Raw genomic sequence first — 15,642 nt, 5'->3', positions numbered from 1 at the left:
GAGGGGAGGAGGGGGGAAGGAAGGGGGGGGTGGGGGTGGGGGTGGGGGTTGGTTTGGGCAGGTGGACCCCCCCCCCCCACCGACACCCCACCGCGGGAAGCGCAAAGCAGTCTGATGCAGGAAACGCCCGATCAACCCGTGCCGTTCGAGCCGAGCGGCGGCAAGCTGCGCTGGATCCTGCGCTGTGGCTGGAAGGGCCTGTGCCCGCGCTGCGGCAAGGGGCGGATGTTCAAATCGTGGCTCAAGATCGTCGACAAATGCGACGTATGCGGGCTGGATTACCGCTTTGCCGCGCCCGATGACGGCCCGGCCTTCTTCTCGCTGTGCATCATCGCGCTGCCGCTGATCTTCTTCGTGGTGTGGCTGCAGGTGGCCTATGATCCGCCGGTCTGGGTGCATTTCGTCACCTCGGTGCCGGTGATGGTGCTGGGCACGTTGCTGCCGCTGCGGCCGATCAAGGGCTGGCTGGTCGCCTCGCAATTCGTCAATCGCGCGCAGCAGGCCGGGACGCAGGCGCTGTGGGCCAAGCTGCACGGCACCGATCCCAACGGCAACGATTTCGACCAATAGCCACGCCTTGACGGCCCGCCCGCCGCGGCCTAGAGCCGCCCCCTGCTACGGCCCCTTCGTCTAGCGGTTAGGACGACGCCCTCTCACGGCGTAAGCACGAGTTCGATTCTCGTAGGGGTCACCAGCGTTTTCCGTCACATCGTCTTGCGCAGCGTCCGGCGGTGGTGGTGTTTGACGCGGTCAAGGCGGCGTTCGCGGTTGCCGCCGACGCGCGGGCGGGGCACAGTATCCTGCAATTGGCGCGGCTCAATCGTGCCTGGATGGAGAGCGATGATGGACCGTCAATTCCGGATGCTGATCGATGGCGCGCTGATCGCAGGCGTCAGCACATTCGATGTCATCAACCCTGCCACTGCCGAATCGTTCGCGCAATGCCCCAAGGCGGATGAGGAGTTGATCGACCGCGCGGTCGGCGCCGCCAAGCGTGCCTTCCCCGCCTGGGCCGCGACACCGATCGAGCAGCGCGCCGCGTTGGTCAGCGCGATCGCCGACAAACTGGAAGCGCGCGCCGGCGAATTTGCCAGCCTGCTGACGGCGGAACAGGGCAAGCCACTCAACCAAGCGATGTATGAAGTGATGGGCAGCGTGTTCACGCTGCGTGCGTTCGCCGCGATGCGGATCGAGCCGACCGTGCTGCGCCACAAGGGCAGCAACATGGTGACCGAGCATCGCACCCCGCTGGGCGTGGTCGCCGCGATCACGCCGTGGAATTTCCCGGTCATCCTGGTGATGAACAAGATGGGCCCGGCGCTGGTCGCCGGCAACACGATGGTGATCAAGCCGGCGCCGACCACGCCGCTGACCACCTTGCTGCTGGGCGAAATCTGCGCCGAGATTTTGCCCGCCGGGGTTGTCAACGTCGTGTGCGACCAGAACGATCTCGGGCATCTGCTGACCGGGCATAAGGACGTTGCCAAGGTGGCGTTCACTGGCTCGACCGCGACCGGGAAGAAGGTCATGGCGGCCGCCGCCGCGGGCGTGAAGCGCGTGACGCTGGAACTGGGCGGAAACGACGCCGCGATCGTGCTCGACGATGTCGATGCCAAATTCGCGGCGCAGAAAATCTATGGCAGCGCGATGGCCAATGCCGGGCAGATTTGCGTGGCGACCAAGCGCGCCTATGTGCCCGAGGCGATGTATGACGATTTCTGCGACGAGATCGCCAAATTGGCCAGCGCCGCCGTGGTTGATGACGGCTCCAAACAGGGCACCACCGTGGGGCCGATCCAGAACAAGACGCAGTTCGACAGGGTCAACGCACTGCTCGACGATGCACGCACGCGCGGCACCGTCATCGCTGGCGGCACGCCGATCGATCGCCCGGGCTATTTTATCGCGCCGACGATTGTCCGCGATCTCGATGATGATGCGCCGCTGGTGCGCGAAGAACAGTTCGGCCCCGTGTTGCCGGTGCTCAAATATAGCGACATCGATGATGTCATCGCGCGCGCCAACGATAGCGAGATGGGCTTGGGCGGAACCGTGTGGGGCAAGGATCTTGCGCGGGCCACCGCAGTCGCCAAACGCATCGATAGCGGCACGGTATGGGTCAACCAATATCTCGCGATCGACCCCAACATCCCGTTCCGCGGCGCCAAGCAATCCGGCTTGGGCGGTGAGCTGGGTCAGGCGGGGCTGCTCGAATATACTCAGGCCCATGTCATCAACGCGGTGGAGCTCGCCGACGCCTGAGCGCGCTGGCGTAACGCCACGCGGCGACCCGCTTGGCAAAGCCTTCGCGTTGCCATAACTTATGTTCTGGACACGGGGATGACCCCGGCCGGAACAGATGGAGAGAGCATGGATATCGGGAACAGCGCGGCCGTGGTGACGGGCGGCGCATCGGGCTTGGGCGCGGCCACCGCGCGGGCGCTGGCGGCCAGGGGCGCCAAGGTGGCTATTTTTGATCTGCAGGAAGAGAAAGGCGCCGCGCTGGCCGCAGAGATCGGTGGCGTGTTCTGCCGCGTCGATGTCACCTCGGACGAGAGCGTCGATGCCGGTTTTGCGGCGGCGCGTGCGGCGCATGGGCAGGAGCGCATCCTGGTCAATTGCGCGGGCACGGGCAATGCGGTGAAGACCGCCAGTCGATCGAAGCAGGATGGATCGATCAAGCATTTCCCGCTCGAGGCGTTCAACTGGCTCATCCAGATCAATCTCGTCGGCACGTTCCGGTGCATCGCCAAATCGGCAGCGGGAATGCTGACGCTGGAGCCCAACGAAGCGGGTGAACGCGGCGCGATCGTCAACACCGCCAGCGCCGCGGCGGAAGACGGACAGATCGGCCAGGCGGCCTATTCGGCGTCCAAGGCCGGGGTGGTCGGCATGACGCTGCCGATCGCGCGTGACCTGATGGGCGAGGGCATCCGCGTCAACACGATCCTGCCGGGCATCTTCGATACCCCCCTGCTCGCCGCCGCGCCGCAACCGGTGCGCGACGCGCTGGCCGCCTCGGTGCCCTTCCCCAAGCGGCTCGGCCGGCCCGCGGAATTCGCCCAGCTCGCGCTGACCATGATCGAGTGCGGCTATTTCAACGGCGAAGACGTGCGGCTTGACGGCGCGATCCGCATGGCGCCGCGCTAACCGCGTCCAAAGCCCCTCCCCGAGGGGAGGGGCTTATCGCGGCTACCCCGCCCGCGCCAATCGCGTACCGCGGAGCATATCGGCGGCATGTTCGGCGATCATGATGGTCGGCGCATTGGTGTTGGAGCCGATCAAGGTCGGCATCACCGAGGCGTCGACTACCCGCAGCCCATGCAGGCCGCGCACCTTCAGCGTGGCATCGACCACCGCCAGTGCATCATCGTCCGCCCCCATGCGGCAGGTGCCGACCGGGTGATAGATCGTCTCGGCCGTACGCCGCACCCAGGCATCGATCGCGTCGTCGCTTTGCGCATCAAGTCCCGGCGCGAGCTCATCCGGGTGATATGGCGCCAGCGCCGCTTGTTGCGCGACGCTGCGCCCGATCTTGACGCAGTCGCGTAGTACGCGGCGATCCTCCGGCGTGGCGAGATAATTGGCGAAGATCATGGGGTCGGCGAACGGATCGGCCGAGCGCAGCGCGATGCGGCCGCGGCTTTCCGGGCGTAGCTGGCAGAGATGCAGCGTAAAGCCATCGGCCTTGGCGTCGGTGCGGCCATGATCCTGCATGATCGCCAGCACGGCATGCATCTGCACATCGGGGCGCGACAGGCCCTCGCGGGAACGCAGGAAAGCGCCCGCCTCGAGGAACTGCCCGCGACCGTGACCCTTGCCGCGCAGCACATAGTTCAGCCCCACGCCGAGCATGCCGAGTCCCTTGGTCAGGGTATGCGCAGTGCGCAGTCCTTGTGTGCGCCAGTTCATCACCACATCGAGATGATCCTGCAGATTCTCACCAACGCCGGGCAGCGCGTGGACCACCCCGACGCCGGCGTGCGTCAGCCGATCAGGATCGCCGATGCCGGAGAGTTGCAGGATGTGCGGCGACTGCACCGCGCCGGCGCAGAGCAAAACCTCGCGATCGGCGTTCACCGTCGCCGCGCGTTTGCCCTTGTCGAACACATAATCGACTCCGGTGGCGCGGCCGGCCTCGATGCGGATTCGCGTGGTGTGCGCCCCGGTGATGCAGGTGAGGTTAGGGCGCCCCAGCGCGGGGCGGAGATAGGCTGCCGCCGTGCTCCAGCGTTGGCCGTCGGCGATGGTCAGGTCGTAGCGGCCGAATCCCTCCTGCTCCGCGCCGTTGAAATCGTCGGTGCGTGGATAGCCGGCCTGCTCGCCCGCCGTGACCAGCGCATCGTGAAACGGGCTATCCGATTCGCCGCGCGAAATGGTCAGCGGACCGGACCCGCCGTGCAGGTCGCTGTCGCCGCGATGATGGCCTTCGAGCCGGCGGAAATAGGGCAACACGTCATCGAACGACCAGCCGGGCAATCCCATCTGGCGCCATTCGTCATAATCCTGCGGATGGCCGCGCGTGTAGATCATGCCGTTGATCGACGAACTGCCGCCCAGCCCTTTTCCGCGCGGCCACCACAAGCGGCGGTTGTCGAGATGCGGTTCGGGCTCGGTATGAAAACCCCAGTTGCTGGCATTCTTGGCCTTCAGCAACGTGCCGACCCCGGCGGGCATGCGCACCAGCACGCCATCGTTCTTGCCGCCCGCTTCGAGCAAAAGCACAGTGACGTTGGGATCCTCGGTCAGCCGCGCCGCCAGCACGCAACCAGCCGACCCCGCGCCGATGATAATATAATCGTAGACCTGCATGCGCTCTCCTGTCCGTCCTGCTTGGGCAGGATCGTCTTCTCCAAATCCTATCGCTCACATAGCAAGGTGAGCAAGCCATCGCGCAGCGATGTGCGGCTCATCCCCTCGGGCGGATGCACTTCGCCCAATCCCGCCGCAAGCAGCGCGAACGCGCGCATCGCCGCTTCGGCACGCGTAAAACCGTGCGCGGTCAGGTGCGCGGCGAGGAACGCCATTACCTTTTCGTCGTGCCGTCGGATTGCGCTGGCCGCGCGCGGATCGCTCTTGGCCCAGGCGCGCATGGCGAGCGCGAGTTGTGAGAGATCATGCTCGCGCACGTGATCCGCGAAAGCGCGGATCCGTTCTGGCGGGGTCAGCGGCAGTGCCGACAGGCGGGCGAGCAGGCCATCGATCTGCGCGTCGGCGAAATAGTCAGCCAGCGCTGCCTGATAATGGTCGAAATCCTTGAAATGGTGATAAAAACTACCGGTAGAGGCGCCGAGCGCGCTGGCCAGGCTGCGCAGCTTCAACGCGCGCAGCCCCCCGCTCTTGAGCAAGCTCTGCCCGATCCGCAGCCAATCGCGCGGTGCCAGCGCCGGTTCGGTGGAGGTACGCCGCTTGACAAGATCCGTTTCCATAACGAATGTTACGCCAGCGACGAGCCCGTGACAATCGGCCGCGCACGAGCAGGAGAGCGATGTGGCAAACGCAGCGACCGGCGCAGCGACTGGGGCAGCCGTCTGATGCATCCCGTGCATCACGCGCAGGCGACGCCGGACAAGCCCGCTTATATCATGGCCGCGACGGGCGAGACGGTGAGCTATGCCGAGCTCGACGCGCGGGCCAACCAGGGCGCGCACCTGTTGCGCGCGCTGGGGCTCAAGCGCGGCGACGGCATTGCGGTGCTGATGGACAATTCAGCCCGTTATCTGGAAGTGATGTGGGCCGCCGAGCGCACCGGCGTCTATTGTACCTGCCTGTCGTCCAAGCTTACCGCTGGCGAGGCCGAGTATATCCTGCGCGATGGCGGCTGCCGCGTGCTGATCGCGAGCAAGGGCTGCGACGGCGTCGCCGCGGCGTTGCTCCCAGCGATCCCCGACCTCTCGCGCTACATGGTCGATGGCACGATCGCAGGGTACAAATCCTATGAGTCGGCGCGCGATGCCATGCCCGAGTCGCCGATCGCCGACCCCTCCCCGGGCGGGATCCTGCTCTATTCTTCGGGCACCACGGGAAGCCCCAAGGGCGTGAAGCACCCGCTGTCGGACGAACCGTTCGGCACCAACGTCTCGCCGCTCGTGCTGCTGGGCAAGGGGCTGTACGGGTTCGGGCCGGACATGGTCTATCTGTCCCCCGCGCCGCTGTATCACGCGGCACCGCTGCGCTGGTCGATGGCGGTGCAGCAGACCGGCGGCACCGTGGTGGTGATGGAGCGCTTCGATCCGGAAGCGGCGCTTGCGCATATCGAGCACTATCGCGTCACGCACGCGCAGTGGGTGCCCACGCACTTCATCCGTCTGCTGAAATTGCCGGCCGAGGTACGCGCGCGCTACGACGTTTCTTCGCTGCGGGCGGTATGGCATGCCGCCGCGCCCTGCCCGATCCCGATCAAGCAAGCGATGATCGATTGGTGGGGGCCGATCATCGGCGAATATTATGCCGGCACGGAGGGCAACGGCTTCTGCGCTATCTCGTCGGCAGAGTGGCTGACGCATCAGGGCTCGGTCGGACGCAACCTGACGGCACAGACCAAAATTTGCGATGACGAGGGCAACGAGCTGCCGCCGCGCACCGAAGGTACGGTCTATTTCGCCGGCGGCGGGACGTTCGAATATCACAACGATCCGGGCAAGACCGCCGAGGCGGCCAATGCGCAGGGCTGGACGACGCTTGGCGATGTCGGCTGGCTGGACGAAGAGGGTTATCTGTATCTCACGGATCGCAAGAGCTTCATGATCATCTCGGGCGGGGTAAACATCTATCCCGCGGAGGTCGAAAATCTGCTGGTCACGCATCCCAAGGTGGCGGACGTGGCGGTGATCGGGGCGCCGCATGACGAGATGGGCGAGCAGGTCGTGGCGATCGTCTGCCCGGCCGATCCATCCGAGGATCGCGACCAGTTGGCCGCCGAACTCAATGCGTTCGCCCGCGCCAATCTCAGCCATGTGAAGGCACCACGGCGAATCGATTTTCGCGATACGCTGCCGCGGCACGAGACAGGCAAGCTCTACAAACGCCTGCTGCGCGACGAATATTGGGCGAAATCCGCCCAGAACGTGGAATAAACGGCCGGCGACTCGCGGCCACCGGCCGGTCAGTGATTATTCGAGATCGTTCTCGCTAATCACGATCATCGCCTGATCGCTGTTGCGCGCGAGGGCGACCAGCCCCGCCTCGGCGATCGTGTCGCTGAAACGATGGAACTGTTCGACCGCATCGTCCTCTGGCGCATCCCCGCTCAGCGCTTCGAGCACAGCGTACTGGACCGCGAATTCGTAATCGTCGCCATCCACCTCAGCGGTGAATTCCACCAGCGATTCGTCCACATTGTCGAGCACAGTCGACAGATCGATTTCCATTTTATCAGCAGCCACTTGGATTTTCCTCGGTTAACGGCATCACGCTATGCCGTGTTGGCGACGCGCATCAATCAACCTGTAACGTGGGTCAAGTTCGACATTGCGCTTTGCCGATGGTCACGACCATTGTTTCCGATACCCAAGTCCTGTTACGAGGGGGCATGACCGTGATCGAAACCTACCGCGCCAATGCCGCTGCGCAGCGCGAAGCCGCCGAAAAGACCAACCTGCCGAACCGCCGTGAAATGCACGAGCGCTCGGCGCTGACCTGGGAAACCATGGCGATCAGCGCGGAAGCGACCGTCGGCCGCGCGCTCGTCAATCAGGCGGCCAAGGCCGAACGCGAGGCCTGAGCCCCCGCTGAGGGCGACTCGCGAGGAAAGGTCGCCAGCCGGCGACCGCCCCGCTTCCCGGCTTACATCAGCGTATCGATGATCCCGCCATCGACGCGTAGCGCCGCGCCCGTCGCCGCCGCCCCCTGCGGCGAAGCGATATAGACAACCATGTTGGCCACTTCCTCGACCGTGGCGGCTCGGCGAATCAACGACCCCGAGCGATGCTCGATGACGAAATCGGCGGCGACCTCTTCGATCGGTTTGCCGGTGCGCGTGCGCTCCGCGTCGAGCATCGCCTCCACGCCTCCGTGAGGAGAGTGTGGCCCTCCCCCGGGGAGATCCCAGCTTTCGCTGGGATGACGTGGGACGCCCTTACGCCGCCTGTTCGACCGCCTCGCTGGCCTCCAGCCAGGCCGCTTCCGCCGCCTCCAGCTTCGCGGCAACCTCGCCGCGGCGCTTGGATAGTTCGCCCATCGACAGCTTTTTGAGATAGCTTTCCGCCTTGCCCGGATCGAACATGGCCAGATCGAGCGCCCGCAGTTCGGCGGTCAGCTTGACGGTCTTGGCTTCCGCTTCCTGCGCCAGCTTTTTCAGATCGCCGGCCTTCTCGCGCGCCTGCGCGGCGGCCTTCTTGTCCTTCTTGCCGTATTTCTGGCCATCGTTCTTGGGCTGGTTCTTGCCCAGGATGAAGTCGGTATAATCCTCCAGGCTGCCGCCATATTCGTTGGCCTGCCCGGCATCGACCAGCACCAGCCGGTCGGCGGTCAGCTCGATCATGTGGCGATCATGGCTGACGATCACGACCGCGCCGGTATAGGCGTTGAGCGCCTGCACCAGCGCCTCGCGCGCATCGACGTCCAGATGGTTGGTCGGCTCGTCGAGGATCAGCATGTGCGGGGCATCGCGGGTGATCAGCGCCAGCGCGAGACGCGCGCGTTCGCCGCCCGAAAGCTTGCCGACCTTGGTCGTCGCCTTTTCACCCGAAAAGCCGAACCGCCCGAGCTGCCCGCGCACCGCGGCGGGCGTCTTGCCCTTCATCAGATGCGCCATGTGCTCGACCGGCGTATCCTCGGTATCGAGTTCCTCGACCTGATACTGCGTGAAGTATCCGACGCGCATCTTGCCCGAGACGGCAATCTCGCCCGCCATCGGCGTCAGCTGCGCCGCCAGCAGGCGCGCCAGCGTGGTCTTGCCGTTGCCGTTGCGGCCCAGCAAGGCGACGCGATCGTCGGGATCGAGCCGCAGATTGAGCCGCTGCAGGATCGGCTTGCCCTCGGTATACCCGACGCTCGCCATGTCGAGCGTGACGAGCGGCGGGCGCAGTTCCTCGGGGTTGGGGAAATCGAACGACAACGTGGGATCGTCGGCCATCGCGGCGATCGGCTGCATCTTGGCGAGCATCTTCTGGCGTGACTGCGCCTGCTTGGCGGTCGAGGCGCGCGCGGAATTCTTGGCGATATATTCCTGCAGCTTGCTGCGCTGCGCATCCTGGCTCGCCTTGGCCGCGGCGAGCTGGGCGGCGCGCTCGGCGCGCTGGCGCTCGAACGAATCGTACCCGCCCGAATAGAGGAACACCTTGCCGCCTTCGAGGTGCAGGATGTTGTCTACCACGTTGTTGAGCAGATCGCGTTCGTGGCTGATGATCACGATCATGTTGGGATAGGCTTTGAGGAAATTCTCCAGCCACAGGGTCGCTTCGAGATCGAGATGGTTCGACGGCTCGTCGAGCAGCAGCAGATCCGGTTCGGAGAACAGCAAGGCGGCGAGCGCGACGCGCATCTTCCAGCCGCCGGAATAACTGTCGAGCGGGCGGTTCTGCATTTCCTCGTCGAAGCCCAGGCCCACCAGGATGCTCGCGGCGCGCGCCGGCGCGGTATAGGCGTCGATCGCCATCAGCCGCTCATAGACTTCGCCGAGGCGATCGGGATCCTCGCAAACCTCGCTCTCGGCCAGCAAGGTGGCGCGCTCCTTGTCGGCCTCCAGCACGGTCTCAATCGGCGTGGTCTGCCCGTGCGGCGCTTCCTGCTGGAGATAGCCGATGCGCGTCTTCTTGGGCATCTCGATCTCACCGTCGTCGGGCTCGAGCTGGCCGATCATGACCTTCATCAGCGTGGACTTGCCCGCGCCGTTGCGCCCGATCAGCCCGACGCGGCTTTTCGGCGGCAGCGTCGCACTCGCGCGGTCGAGGATCATGCGCCCGCCCAGGCGCACCGTGATACCATTGATATTCAGCATGCGCGCGCCCCTAGCACAGGGTAGCGCTTGCCCCAAGGGGCCGAGCGCATCACATGGGCGCTATGCAGAAAACATCATGAGCGTCGCGTTTCGCCGGGATAGTGACGAGGAAGTGCTCGAGCCCAAGTTCGAGATGCCGATCGCGCCGGGGCCGAATTTGGTCACCGCGCGCGGGCTGCGCTTGCTGGGCGAGAAGGTCATCGAGGTCGAGGCGGCGGTGGCCGCCGCGACCGACGATGGCGCGCGCGACGAGCTGAAGCGCACGTTGCGCTATTGGCATACCCGCCAGACCACCGCCGAGCTGGCGCCGGTGCCGGCGGAGGGCCTGATCGGGATCGGCTCGCGCGTGACGGTGCGGATGAACAAGGCCGAGCGCGTTATCCATATCGTCGGCGGCGACGAAGCCGATCCGGCGGCGGGGCTGATCGGCTTCCAGGCGCCGTTGCCGCAGGCGCTGATCGGTGCCGAGGTCGGCGAGCGGGTGGAATTCAACGGCGTGGCGGACGCGATCGAGATCCTCGCCATCGAGCATCAAGGAGACTGACATGGCCGAGAAATTCGAACGACATCGCCAGCCCTGGACGCAGGACGAAATCCAGAAGCTGCACACCCTGGCCAAGAAGGGCATGGGGCTGAAAGCGATCGCCAAGGCGCTGACGCGGACCGAGGAATCGGTCAAGGACAAGGCCAAGGCGGATAGCCTGAACATCGCCAAATTGCGCTAACCCGACACCCCTCCCTGCAAGGGAGGGGTTGGGGGTGGGTGGAAGGATGCGCTACGGTTAGGCCTCATTGCGCAGTTGCCGGACACCCGGACCCTACCCACCCCCAGCCCCTCCCTTGCAGGGAGGGGAGCGAGAAGACGATCCTGCCCAACCCCCTCCCCTATGACGCCATAATCCTCGGTGCCGGTGCCGCCGGGCTGATGTGCGCCGCCACCGCGGGCCAGCGCGGGCGCCGCGTGCTGCTGGTCGACCATGCCGATGCGCCGGGCAAGAAGATCGTCATTTCGGGGGGCGGCCGCTGCAACTTCACCAACATGCACTCCGCGCCCGAGCGCTACATCTCCGCCAACCCGCATTTCGCCAAATCGGCGCTGGGCCGATACACCGCGCAGGATTTCCTGGCGTTGGTCGAGAAGCACAGGATCGCCTGGCACGAAAAGACGCTCGGCCAGCTGTTCTGCGATGGCTCCGCCAAGCAGATCGTCGCCATGCTGCTCGACGAATGCGACGCGGGCAATGTCGAGCACGTGCTCGGCCAGAGCATCACCGCGATCGATCATGCCGACGGGCTGTTCCGCGTGACGTTGGGGGGCCGCGACGTCTCCGCCACGTCGCTGGTGCTCGCCACGGGTGGCCCCTCGATCCCCAAGATGGGCGCGACCGGCTTTGCCTATGATGTCGCGCGGCAATTCGGGCTGAAGGTCGTCGAGCCCCGCCCCGCGCTCGTCCCGCTCACGCTGGGCGGCGACGAAACCTTGTTCCGCGAACTGTCCGGCGTGGCTACCGAGGTGGTCGCCAAATGCGGCAAGACCGCGTTTCGCGAAGCGGCGTTGTTCACGCATCGCGGGCTTTCCGGCCCGGCGATTTTGCAGATTTCGAGCTATTGGCGCTCTTCCGAAACTGTCGGCATCGATTTTTTACCGGGCCATCCACCCGGCTGGCTCACCGCCGCCAAACGCGCCAAACCGCGCGGCCAGTTCGGCGCTGCGCTGGCTGCTGCCTTGCCTGGCCGGCTTGCCGAAACGCTCGGCCAACGCCTTGAATTGTCAGGAGAATTGCACAATATCAAAGATGCAATGCTGATCGAGGCCGAGCGCCGCCTAACCGATTGGCGCTTCACGCCCAACGGCACCGAAGGCTATGCCAAAGCCGAGGTGACGGTGGGTGGAATCAGCACCGCCGAACTGTCATCGCAAACAATGCAAGCCAAACGCGTACAAAACATGTATGCGATCGGCGAAGCGGTCGATGTCACAGGGTGGCTGGGCGGCTACAACTTTCAATGGGCATGGGCGAGCGGTTGGGCCGCAGGCCAGTCCATCTGACAGCCTGACAACGCCGATGCGCGATTGCCGTGGTGGCAAGCGCATCCACTATATTTGAGAGAACCATGCCTTTTTCAGCACTTCCCCCGCTTCTCACCGAAGCGCTCACCGAACGCGGCTATGCCGCCCCCACCCCGGTCCAGGCCGGCGTCCTGGAGCCCGAAGCGGTCGGCCGCGATCTGCTCGTCTCGGCGCAGACCGGCTCGGGCAAGACCGTCGCCTTCGGCCTCGCCATGGCCGCGCAGCTGCTCGATGAAGATGGACGTCTGCCGCAAAAGGGCCCGCTGGCCCTGGTCATCGCGCCAACGCGTGAACTGGCGCTGCAGGTCAGCCGCGAGCTGATGTGGCTCTATGCCAAGACGGGTGGCCGCATCGTGACCTGCGTCGGCGGCATGGACGCCTCCAAGGAGCGCCGCGCGCTCGCCCACGGAGCGCATATCGTCGTCGGCACGCCGGGCCGTTTGCGCGATCATTTGGAGCGTGGCGCGCTCGACCTCTCGAGCCTGCGCGTGGCGGTGCTCGACGAGGCCGACGAGATGCTCGACATGGGCTTCCGCGAGGATCTCGAGCAGATCCTCGATGGCACGCCAAACGAACGCCGCACGATGATGTTCTCGGCGACGATCCCCAAGACTATCGCGGCGCTGGCCAAGCGCTATCAGCGCGATGCGGTGCGCATCTCGACCGTCGGCGAGGATCGCGGGCACGGCGACATTTCCTATCAGGCGGTGACCTGCGCACCGGCCGATATCGAGAATGTCGTGGTCAATCTGCTGCGCTTCCACGAGGCGGAAACGGCGATGCTGTTCTGCGCCACGCGCGACAATGTCCGCCATCTGCATGCCGGGCTGATCGAGCGCGGCTTCAGCGCCGTTGCTCTATCGGGTGAGCATAGCCAGAACGAGCGCAACGCCGCGCTGCAGGCGCTGCGCGATCAGCGCGCGCGCATCTGCGTCGCCACCGATGTTGCCGCACGCGGCATCGATCTGCCGACGCTCAGCCTCGTCGTGCACGTCGAACTGCCGCGCGATGCCGAGACGCTGCAGCATCGCTCGGGCCGCACCGGGCGCGCCGGCCGCAAGGGTACGGCGATCCTGATCGTGCCCTATCCGCGCCGTCGCCGCGTCGAATCGATGCTGAAAGGCGCGCGGATCAATGCCGACTGGATCAACCCGCCGACGCTGGAGGATATTCGCGAGAAGGATCGCGAGCGTCTGCTGACCGTGCTGATGGAAGAGGTCGAGATCGACGAGGGCGATCGCGTGCTCGGCGCGAAACTGCTCGAAACCAAAAGCCCCGAGGATATCGCGGCGCTGCTGGTCCGCGCGCACCGGGCGCGCATGCCGGTTGCCGAAGAACTCATCGGTTCGGGCAAGGAAGCGCCCGGTGCCGCCCCGCGCAATGACGGGCACCGCGAAGGCTTCGAGGACGTGGTGTGGTTCCGCATGGATATCGGTCGTCGCCAGAATGCCGATCCGCGCTGGCTGCTGCCGCTGATCTGCCGTCGCGGGCACATCACCAAGAACGAGATCGGCGCGATCCGCATCGCGGCGACCGAAACGATGTTCCAGGTGCCGCGCGCGATCGTCGGCAAGTTCACCGCCTCGGTGGCGCGCACGGCCAATTTCGAGGGCCAGGACGAAAACGCCATCCGCATCGAGCAGGTCGATGGCGAGCCGCACGCCGCGGCGCATCGCCCACGCCTGACGCCAAGCGCGCGCCCGAGCGGCCCAGCGCCGACGCGGCATGCGCCCAAGGCGCCGTATCGCCGGACCAACGACCGGCAGCGGTAATCCATAAGCCCCTCCCCTTCAGGGGAGGGGCTAGCAGGGCAGTTCCCTTTCGGCGGAGGTAGTGATCGATAATATCCGCATCCTCGTCGATGGCGACGCCTGCCCCGTAAAGGACGAGATTTACCGTGTCGCCTATCGCACCGAGGTGCCCGTCACGATCGTCGCCAACAGCCATTTCCGCGTGCCCTTGCACCCGCTGATCGACCGCGTGGTGGTCAGCGACGGGTTCGATGCCGCCGACGACTGGATCGCGGAGCAATCCACGCCCAAGTCGATCGTCGTCACCGCCGATATCCTGCTCGCCGATCGTTGCCTGAAGGCCGGCGCGATCGTGCTCGGGCCGACCGGCCGCCCGTTTACCAATGCCTCGATCGGCGGCGCGATCGCCACGCGCGCGATCATGGCCGACCTGCGCGCCGGCGCCACAGGATCTGAAGGAGCGATCGGCGGCCCGGCGCCGTTCGGCAAAGCCGACCGCTCGCGCTTTCTGTCGGCCCTCGACGCCGCGATCGTGAAGCTGCATCGTTCGTAAACAGTGCGTTTCGTAGCGGCGCATGATTGAGGGCGCCGGCGGAACGACACGCCCCCAGCGGGGTTTGACGTTGGCGAACCGGCCTGTCATCGCGATGCCAGCCAATTACAAAGCGGTGGAATAATAATGCTTTTGCGCCAAGCTGCGCCTGTCCGGTTTGCGCTCCCTGCGCTGTGTCTTGCACTTGCTGCGTGCGGGAGCGACACAGCGGCCGAAAAGGGTGGTCGTGGGCAGGCCGGCACGCCGGAAGTGGGTTATGTCGTGGTCCAGCCAACCGCCGTGCCGCTGGTCACCGAGCTCGGCGCCCGCACTGCCGCGTTCCAGACGTCGGAAGTGCGCCCGCAGGTTTCCGGGCTGATCCGCCGCCGGCTGTTTACCGAAGGGTCGATCGTAAAAAAGGGCCAGACGCTCTATGAGATCGACCCGCGGCTGTACGCCGCCTCCGCCGCCGAAGCGCGCGCCAGCCTCAACAGCGCCGCCGCCAATGCCGAGGCGACCCGCGTCCGCGCGGAACGCTTCAAGCCGCTCGCCGCGATCGAGGCGGTGGCGCAACAGGATTATACCGATGCCGCCGCGCAAGCGCGCCAGGCCGCCGCCGCCGTGGCGCAGAGCCGCGCGCAGCTTGATACGGCGCAGATCAACCTGCGCTTTACCAAGGTGCCTGCGCCGATCACCGGGCGGATCGGCCGCTCGCTCTCCACCGAGGGCGCGTTGGTCACCGCAGGCCAGACGGATCCGTTGACGACCATCTCGCGGCTCGATCCGATGTTCGTCGATATCCAGCAATCGAGCGCCGATCTGCTCAAGCTGCGGCGGGCGCTGGCGGCGGGCGGCGTCGCCCCGTCGAGCGCGGCGGTGCGGCTGAAGCTCGAGGACGGCAGCGATTACGGCCAGACCGGCACGGTGCAGTTTACTGAGGTGATGGTCAACGAAAGCACCGGCACCGTCACGCTGCGCGCGCGCTTCCCCAATCCGCAAGGGCTGTTGCTGCCCGGCATGTTCGTCCGCGCGGTGTTCGCCCAGTCGGTCGACACCAGCGCTTTCCTGGTGCCCCAGGCCGCGGTCAAGCGCGACCCCAAGGGCGCTACCACCGTACTGATCGTGGGGCCGGACAATAAGGCCATCGAGCGCCCGGTGACGGCGACGCGCGTGGTCGGCGCCAACTGGGTCATTACCGGCGGTTTGAAGGCCGGCGACAAGGTGATCACCGAGGGCACCGCGCGCGCCAAGGCCGGCCAACCGGTCAAGCCGGTCGTCGCCGGATCGGCACAGAAATTCAACACCGCGCCGGCCAAGGGCGATAAAACCCAGCCGACCAAGGGCTGAT

The 15,642-nt window shown here is 65.8% G+C and carries 16 protein-coding genes and 1 tRNA gene; 12 read left to right on the top strand and 5 right to left on the bottom strand.

From position 1 onward, the window contains the following. Positions 1-114: 114 nt before the first annotated feature. From ABC969_RS14495 to ABC969_RS14480, 4 genes are all read left to right on the top strand, one after another. Complete coding sequence (locus ABC969_RS14495) at positions 115-570, top strand: DUF983 domain-containing protein (RefSeq protein ID WP_345865855.1); 456 nt, start codon at positions 115-117, stop codon at positions 568-570. Between the two features lie 49 nt (positions 571-619). Then, a tRNA-Glu gene (locus ABC969_RS14490) sits at positions 620-694 on the top strand. A gap of 149 nt (positions 695-843) precedes the next feature. Further along, positions 844-2,262, top strand: a complete 1,419-nt coding sequence (locus tag ABC969_RS14485) for an aldehyde dehydrogenase family protein (RefSeq protein WP_345865854.1) — start codon at positions 844-846, stop codon at positions 2,260-2,262. Positions 2,263-2,370: 108 nt separating this feature from the next. After that, complete coding sequence (locus ABC969_RS14480; RefSeq protein ID WP_345865853.1) at positions 2,371-3,150, top strand: SDR family NAD(P)-dependent oxidoreductase; 780 nt, start codon at positions 2,371-2,373, stop codon at positions 3,148-3,150. Between the two features lie 42 nt (positions 3,151-3,192). On the opposite strand, the gene ABC969_RS14475 is transcribed toward ABC969_RS14480, so the two are convergent. Next, positions 3,193-4,812, bottom strand: a complete 1,620-nt coding sequence (locus ABC969_RS14475) for a choline dehydrogenase (protein WP_345865852.1) — start codon at positions 4,810-4,812, stop codon at positions 3,193-3,195. 47 nt (positions 4,813-4,859) lie between these two features. Then, positions 4,860-5,429 carry a TetR/AcrR family transcriptional regulator gene (locus ABC969_RS14470; protein ID WP_345865851.1) on the bottom strand — a complete coding sequence of 190 codons (570 nt, stop codon included), beginning with the start codon at positions 5,427-5,429 and terminating at the stop codon, positions 4,860-4,862. Positions 5,430-5,534: 105 nt separating this feature from the next. Here ABC969_RS14470 and ABC969_RS14465 point away from each other — a divergent pair, with 105 nt between their 5' ends. Continuing rightward, positions 5,535-7,076, top strand: coding sequence for an acyl-CoA synthetase (locus ABC969_RS14465; RefSeq protein ID WP_345865850.1), 1,542 nt, complete (start codon positions 5,535-5,537; stop codon positions 7,074-7,076). 36 nt (positions 7,077-7,112) lie between these two features. Here ABC969_RS14465 and ABC969_RS14460 read toward each other — a convergent pair whose 3' ends face one another. Then, positions 7,113-7,385 (bottom strand): DUF1488 family protein, encoded by a 273-nt coding sequence (locus tag ABC969_RS14460; RefSeq protein WP_345865849.1) that lies wholly within the window; start codon positions 7,383-7,385, stop codon positions 7,113-7,115. A gap of 146 nt (positions 7,386-7,531) precedes the next feature. Here ABC969_RS14460 and ABC969_RS14455 point away from each other — a divergent pair, with 146 nt between their 5' ends. Further along, on the top strand, positions 7,532-7,723 hold the full coding sequence (locus ABC969_RS14455; RefSeq protein WP_345865848.1) for a hypothetical protein: 192 nt from the start codon (positions 7,532-7,534) through the stop codon (positions 7,721-7,723). Between the two features lie 62 nt (positions 7,724-7,785). On the opposite strand, the gene ABC969_RS14450 is transcribed toward ABC969_RS14455, so the two are convergent. After that, positions 7,786-7,998 carry an SDR family oxidoreductase gene (locus tag ABC969_RS14450; RefSeq protein WP_345865847.1) on the bottom strand — a complete coding sequence of 71 codons (213 nt, stop codon included), beginning with the start codon at positions 7,996-7,998 and terminating at the stop codon, positions 7,786-7,788. Between the two features lie 79 nt (positions 7,999-8,077). Then, a complete protein-coding gene (locus ABC969_RS14445) occupies positions 8,078-9,940 on the bottom strand; it encodes an ABC-F family ATP-binding cassette domain-containing protein (protein ID WP_345865845.1) in 1,863 nt (620 codons plus the stop codon). 76 nt (positions 9,941-10,016) lie between these two features. On the opposite strand from ABC969_RS14445, the gene ABC969_RS14440 reads away from it, so the two are divergent. The 6 genes from ABC969_RS14440 (at position 10,017) to ABC969_RS14415 (ending at position 15,641) form a co-directional block, all read left to right on the top strand. Beyond that, positions 10,017-10,484, top strand: coding sequence for a GreA/GreB family elongation factor (locus ABC969_RS14440; RefSeq protein ID WP_345865843.1), 468 nt, complete (start codon positions 10,017-10,019; stop codon positions 10,482-10,484). Between the two features lies 1 nt (position 10,485). Beyond that, entirely contained in the window at positions 10,486-10,665 is a 180-nt protein-coding gene (locus ABC969_RS14435) for a hypothetical protein (protein ID WP_345865842.1), read from the top strand. A 143-nt stretch (positions 10,666-10,808) separates the two neighbouring features. Beyond that, the gene (locus ABC969_RS14430) at positions 10,809-11,990 is read left to right on the top strand and encodes a BaiN/RdsA family NAD(P)/FAD-dependent oxidoreductase (RefSeq protein ID WP_345865873.1); all 1,182 of its coding nucleotides are present in this window, start codon (positions 10,809-10,811) and stop codon (positions 11,988-11,990) included. A gap of 65 nt (positions 11,991-12,055) precedes the next feature. Beyond that, positions 12,056-13,783, top strand: coding sequence for a DEAD/DEAH box helicase (locus tag ABC969_RS14425; RefSeq protein WP_345865840.1), 1,728 nt, complete (start codon positions 12,056-12,058; stop codon positions 13,781-13,783). Between the two features lie 73 nt (positions 13,784-13,856). Then, positions 13,857-14,315 carry a YaiI/YqxD family protein gene (locus tag ABC969_RS14420; protein WP_345865872.1) on the top strand — a complete coding sequence of 153 codons (459 nt, stop codon included), beginning with the start codon at positions 13,857-13,859 and terminating at the stop codon, positions 14,313-14,315. A 126-nt stretch (positions 14,316-14,441) separates the two neighbouring features. Continuing rightward, complete coding sequence (locus tag ABC969_RS14415; protein ID WP_345865838.1) at positions 14,442-15,641, top strand: efflux RND transporter periplasmic adaptor subunit; 1,200 nt, start codon at positions 14,442-14,444, stop codon at positions 15,639-15,641. Position 15,642 lies beyond the last annotated feature (1 nt).

It is taken from the genome of Sphingomonas qilianensis, assembly GCF_039614825.1.
Taxonomy (GTDB): domain Bacteria; phylum Pseudomonadota; class Alphaproteobacteria; order Sphingomonadales; family Sphingomonadaceae; genus Sphingomonas; species Sphingomonas qilianensis.
Note: the sequence above shows the minus strand (reverse complement) of the source record. Positions and strands in the feature narration are given on the sequence as shown.

Bases quoted from the DNA above. Each gene is read 5' to 3' on its own strand.
- ABC969_RS14455 (WP_345865848.1), top strand. From the start codon at position 7,532: ATGACCGTGATCGAAACCTACCGCGCCAATGCCGCTGCGCAGCGCGAA.
- ABC969_RS14425 (WP_345865840.1), top strand. From the start codon at position 12,056: ATGCCTTTTTCAGCACTTCCCCCGCTTCTCACCGAAGCGCTCACCGAA.
- ABC969_RS14480 (WP_345865853.1), top strand. From the start codon at position 2,371: ATGGATATCGGGAACAGCGCGGCCGTGGTGACGGGCGGCGCATCGGGC.
- ABC969_RS14495 (WP_345865855.1), top strand. From the start codon at position 115: ATGCAGGAAACGCCCGATCAACCCGTGCCGTTCGAGCCGAGCGGCGGC.
- ABC969_RS14445 (WP_345865845.1), bottom strand. From the start codon at position 9,940: ATGCTGAATATCAATGGTATCACGGTGCGCCTGGGCGGGCGCATGATC.
- ABC969_RS14475 (WP_345865852.1), bottom strand. From the start codon at position 4,812: ATGCAGGTCTACGATTATATTATCATCGGCGCGGGGTCGGCTGGTTGC.
- ABC969_RS14470 (WP_345865851.1), bottom strand. From the start codon at position 5,429: ATGGAAACGGATCTTGTCAAGCGGCGTACCTCCACCGAACCGGCGCTG.
- ABC969_RS14440 (WP_345865843.1), top strand. From the start codon at position 10,017: ATGAGCGTCGCGTTTCGCCGGGATAGTGACGAGGAAGTGCTCGAGCCC.
- ABC969_RS14450 (WP_345865847.1), bottom strand. From the start codon at position 7,998: ATGCTCGACGCGGAGCGCACGCGCACCGGCAAACCGATCGAAGAGGTC.
- ABC969_RS14465 (WP_345865850.1), top strand. From the start codon at position 5,535: ATGCATCCCGTGCATCACGCGCAGGCGACGCCGGACAAGCCCGCTTAT.
- ABC969_RS14415 (WP_345865838.1), top strand. From the start codon at position 14,442: ATGCTTTTGCGCCAAGCTGCGCCTGTCCGGTTTGCGCTCCCTGCGCTG.
- ABC969_RS14435 (WP_345865842.1), top strand. From the start codon at position 10,486: ATGGCCGAGAAATTCGAACGACATCGCCAGCCCTGGACGCAGGACGAA.
- ABC969_RS14485 (WP_345865854.1), top strand. From the start codon at position 844: ATGGACCGTCAATTCCGGATGCTGATCGATGGCGCGCTGATCGCAGGC.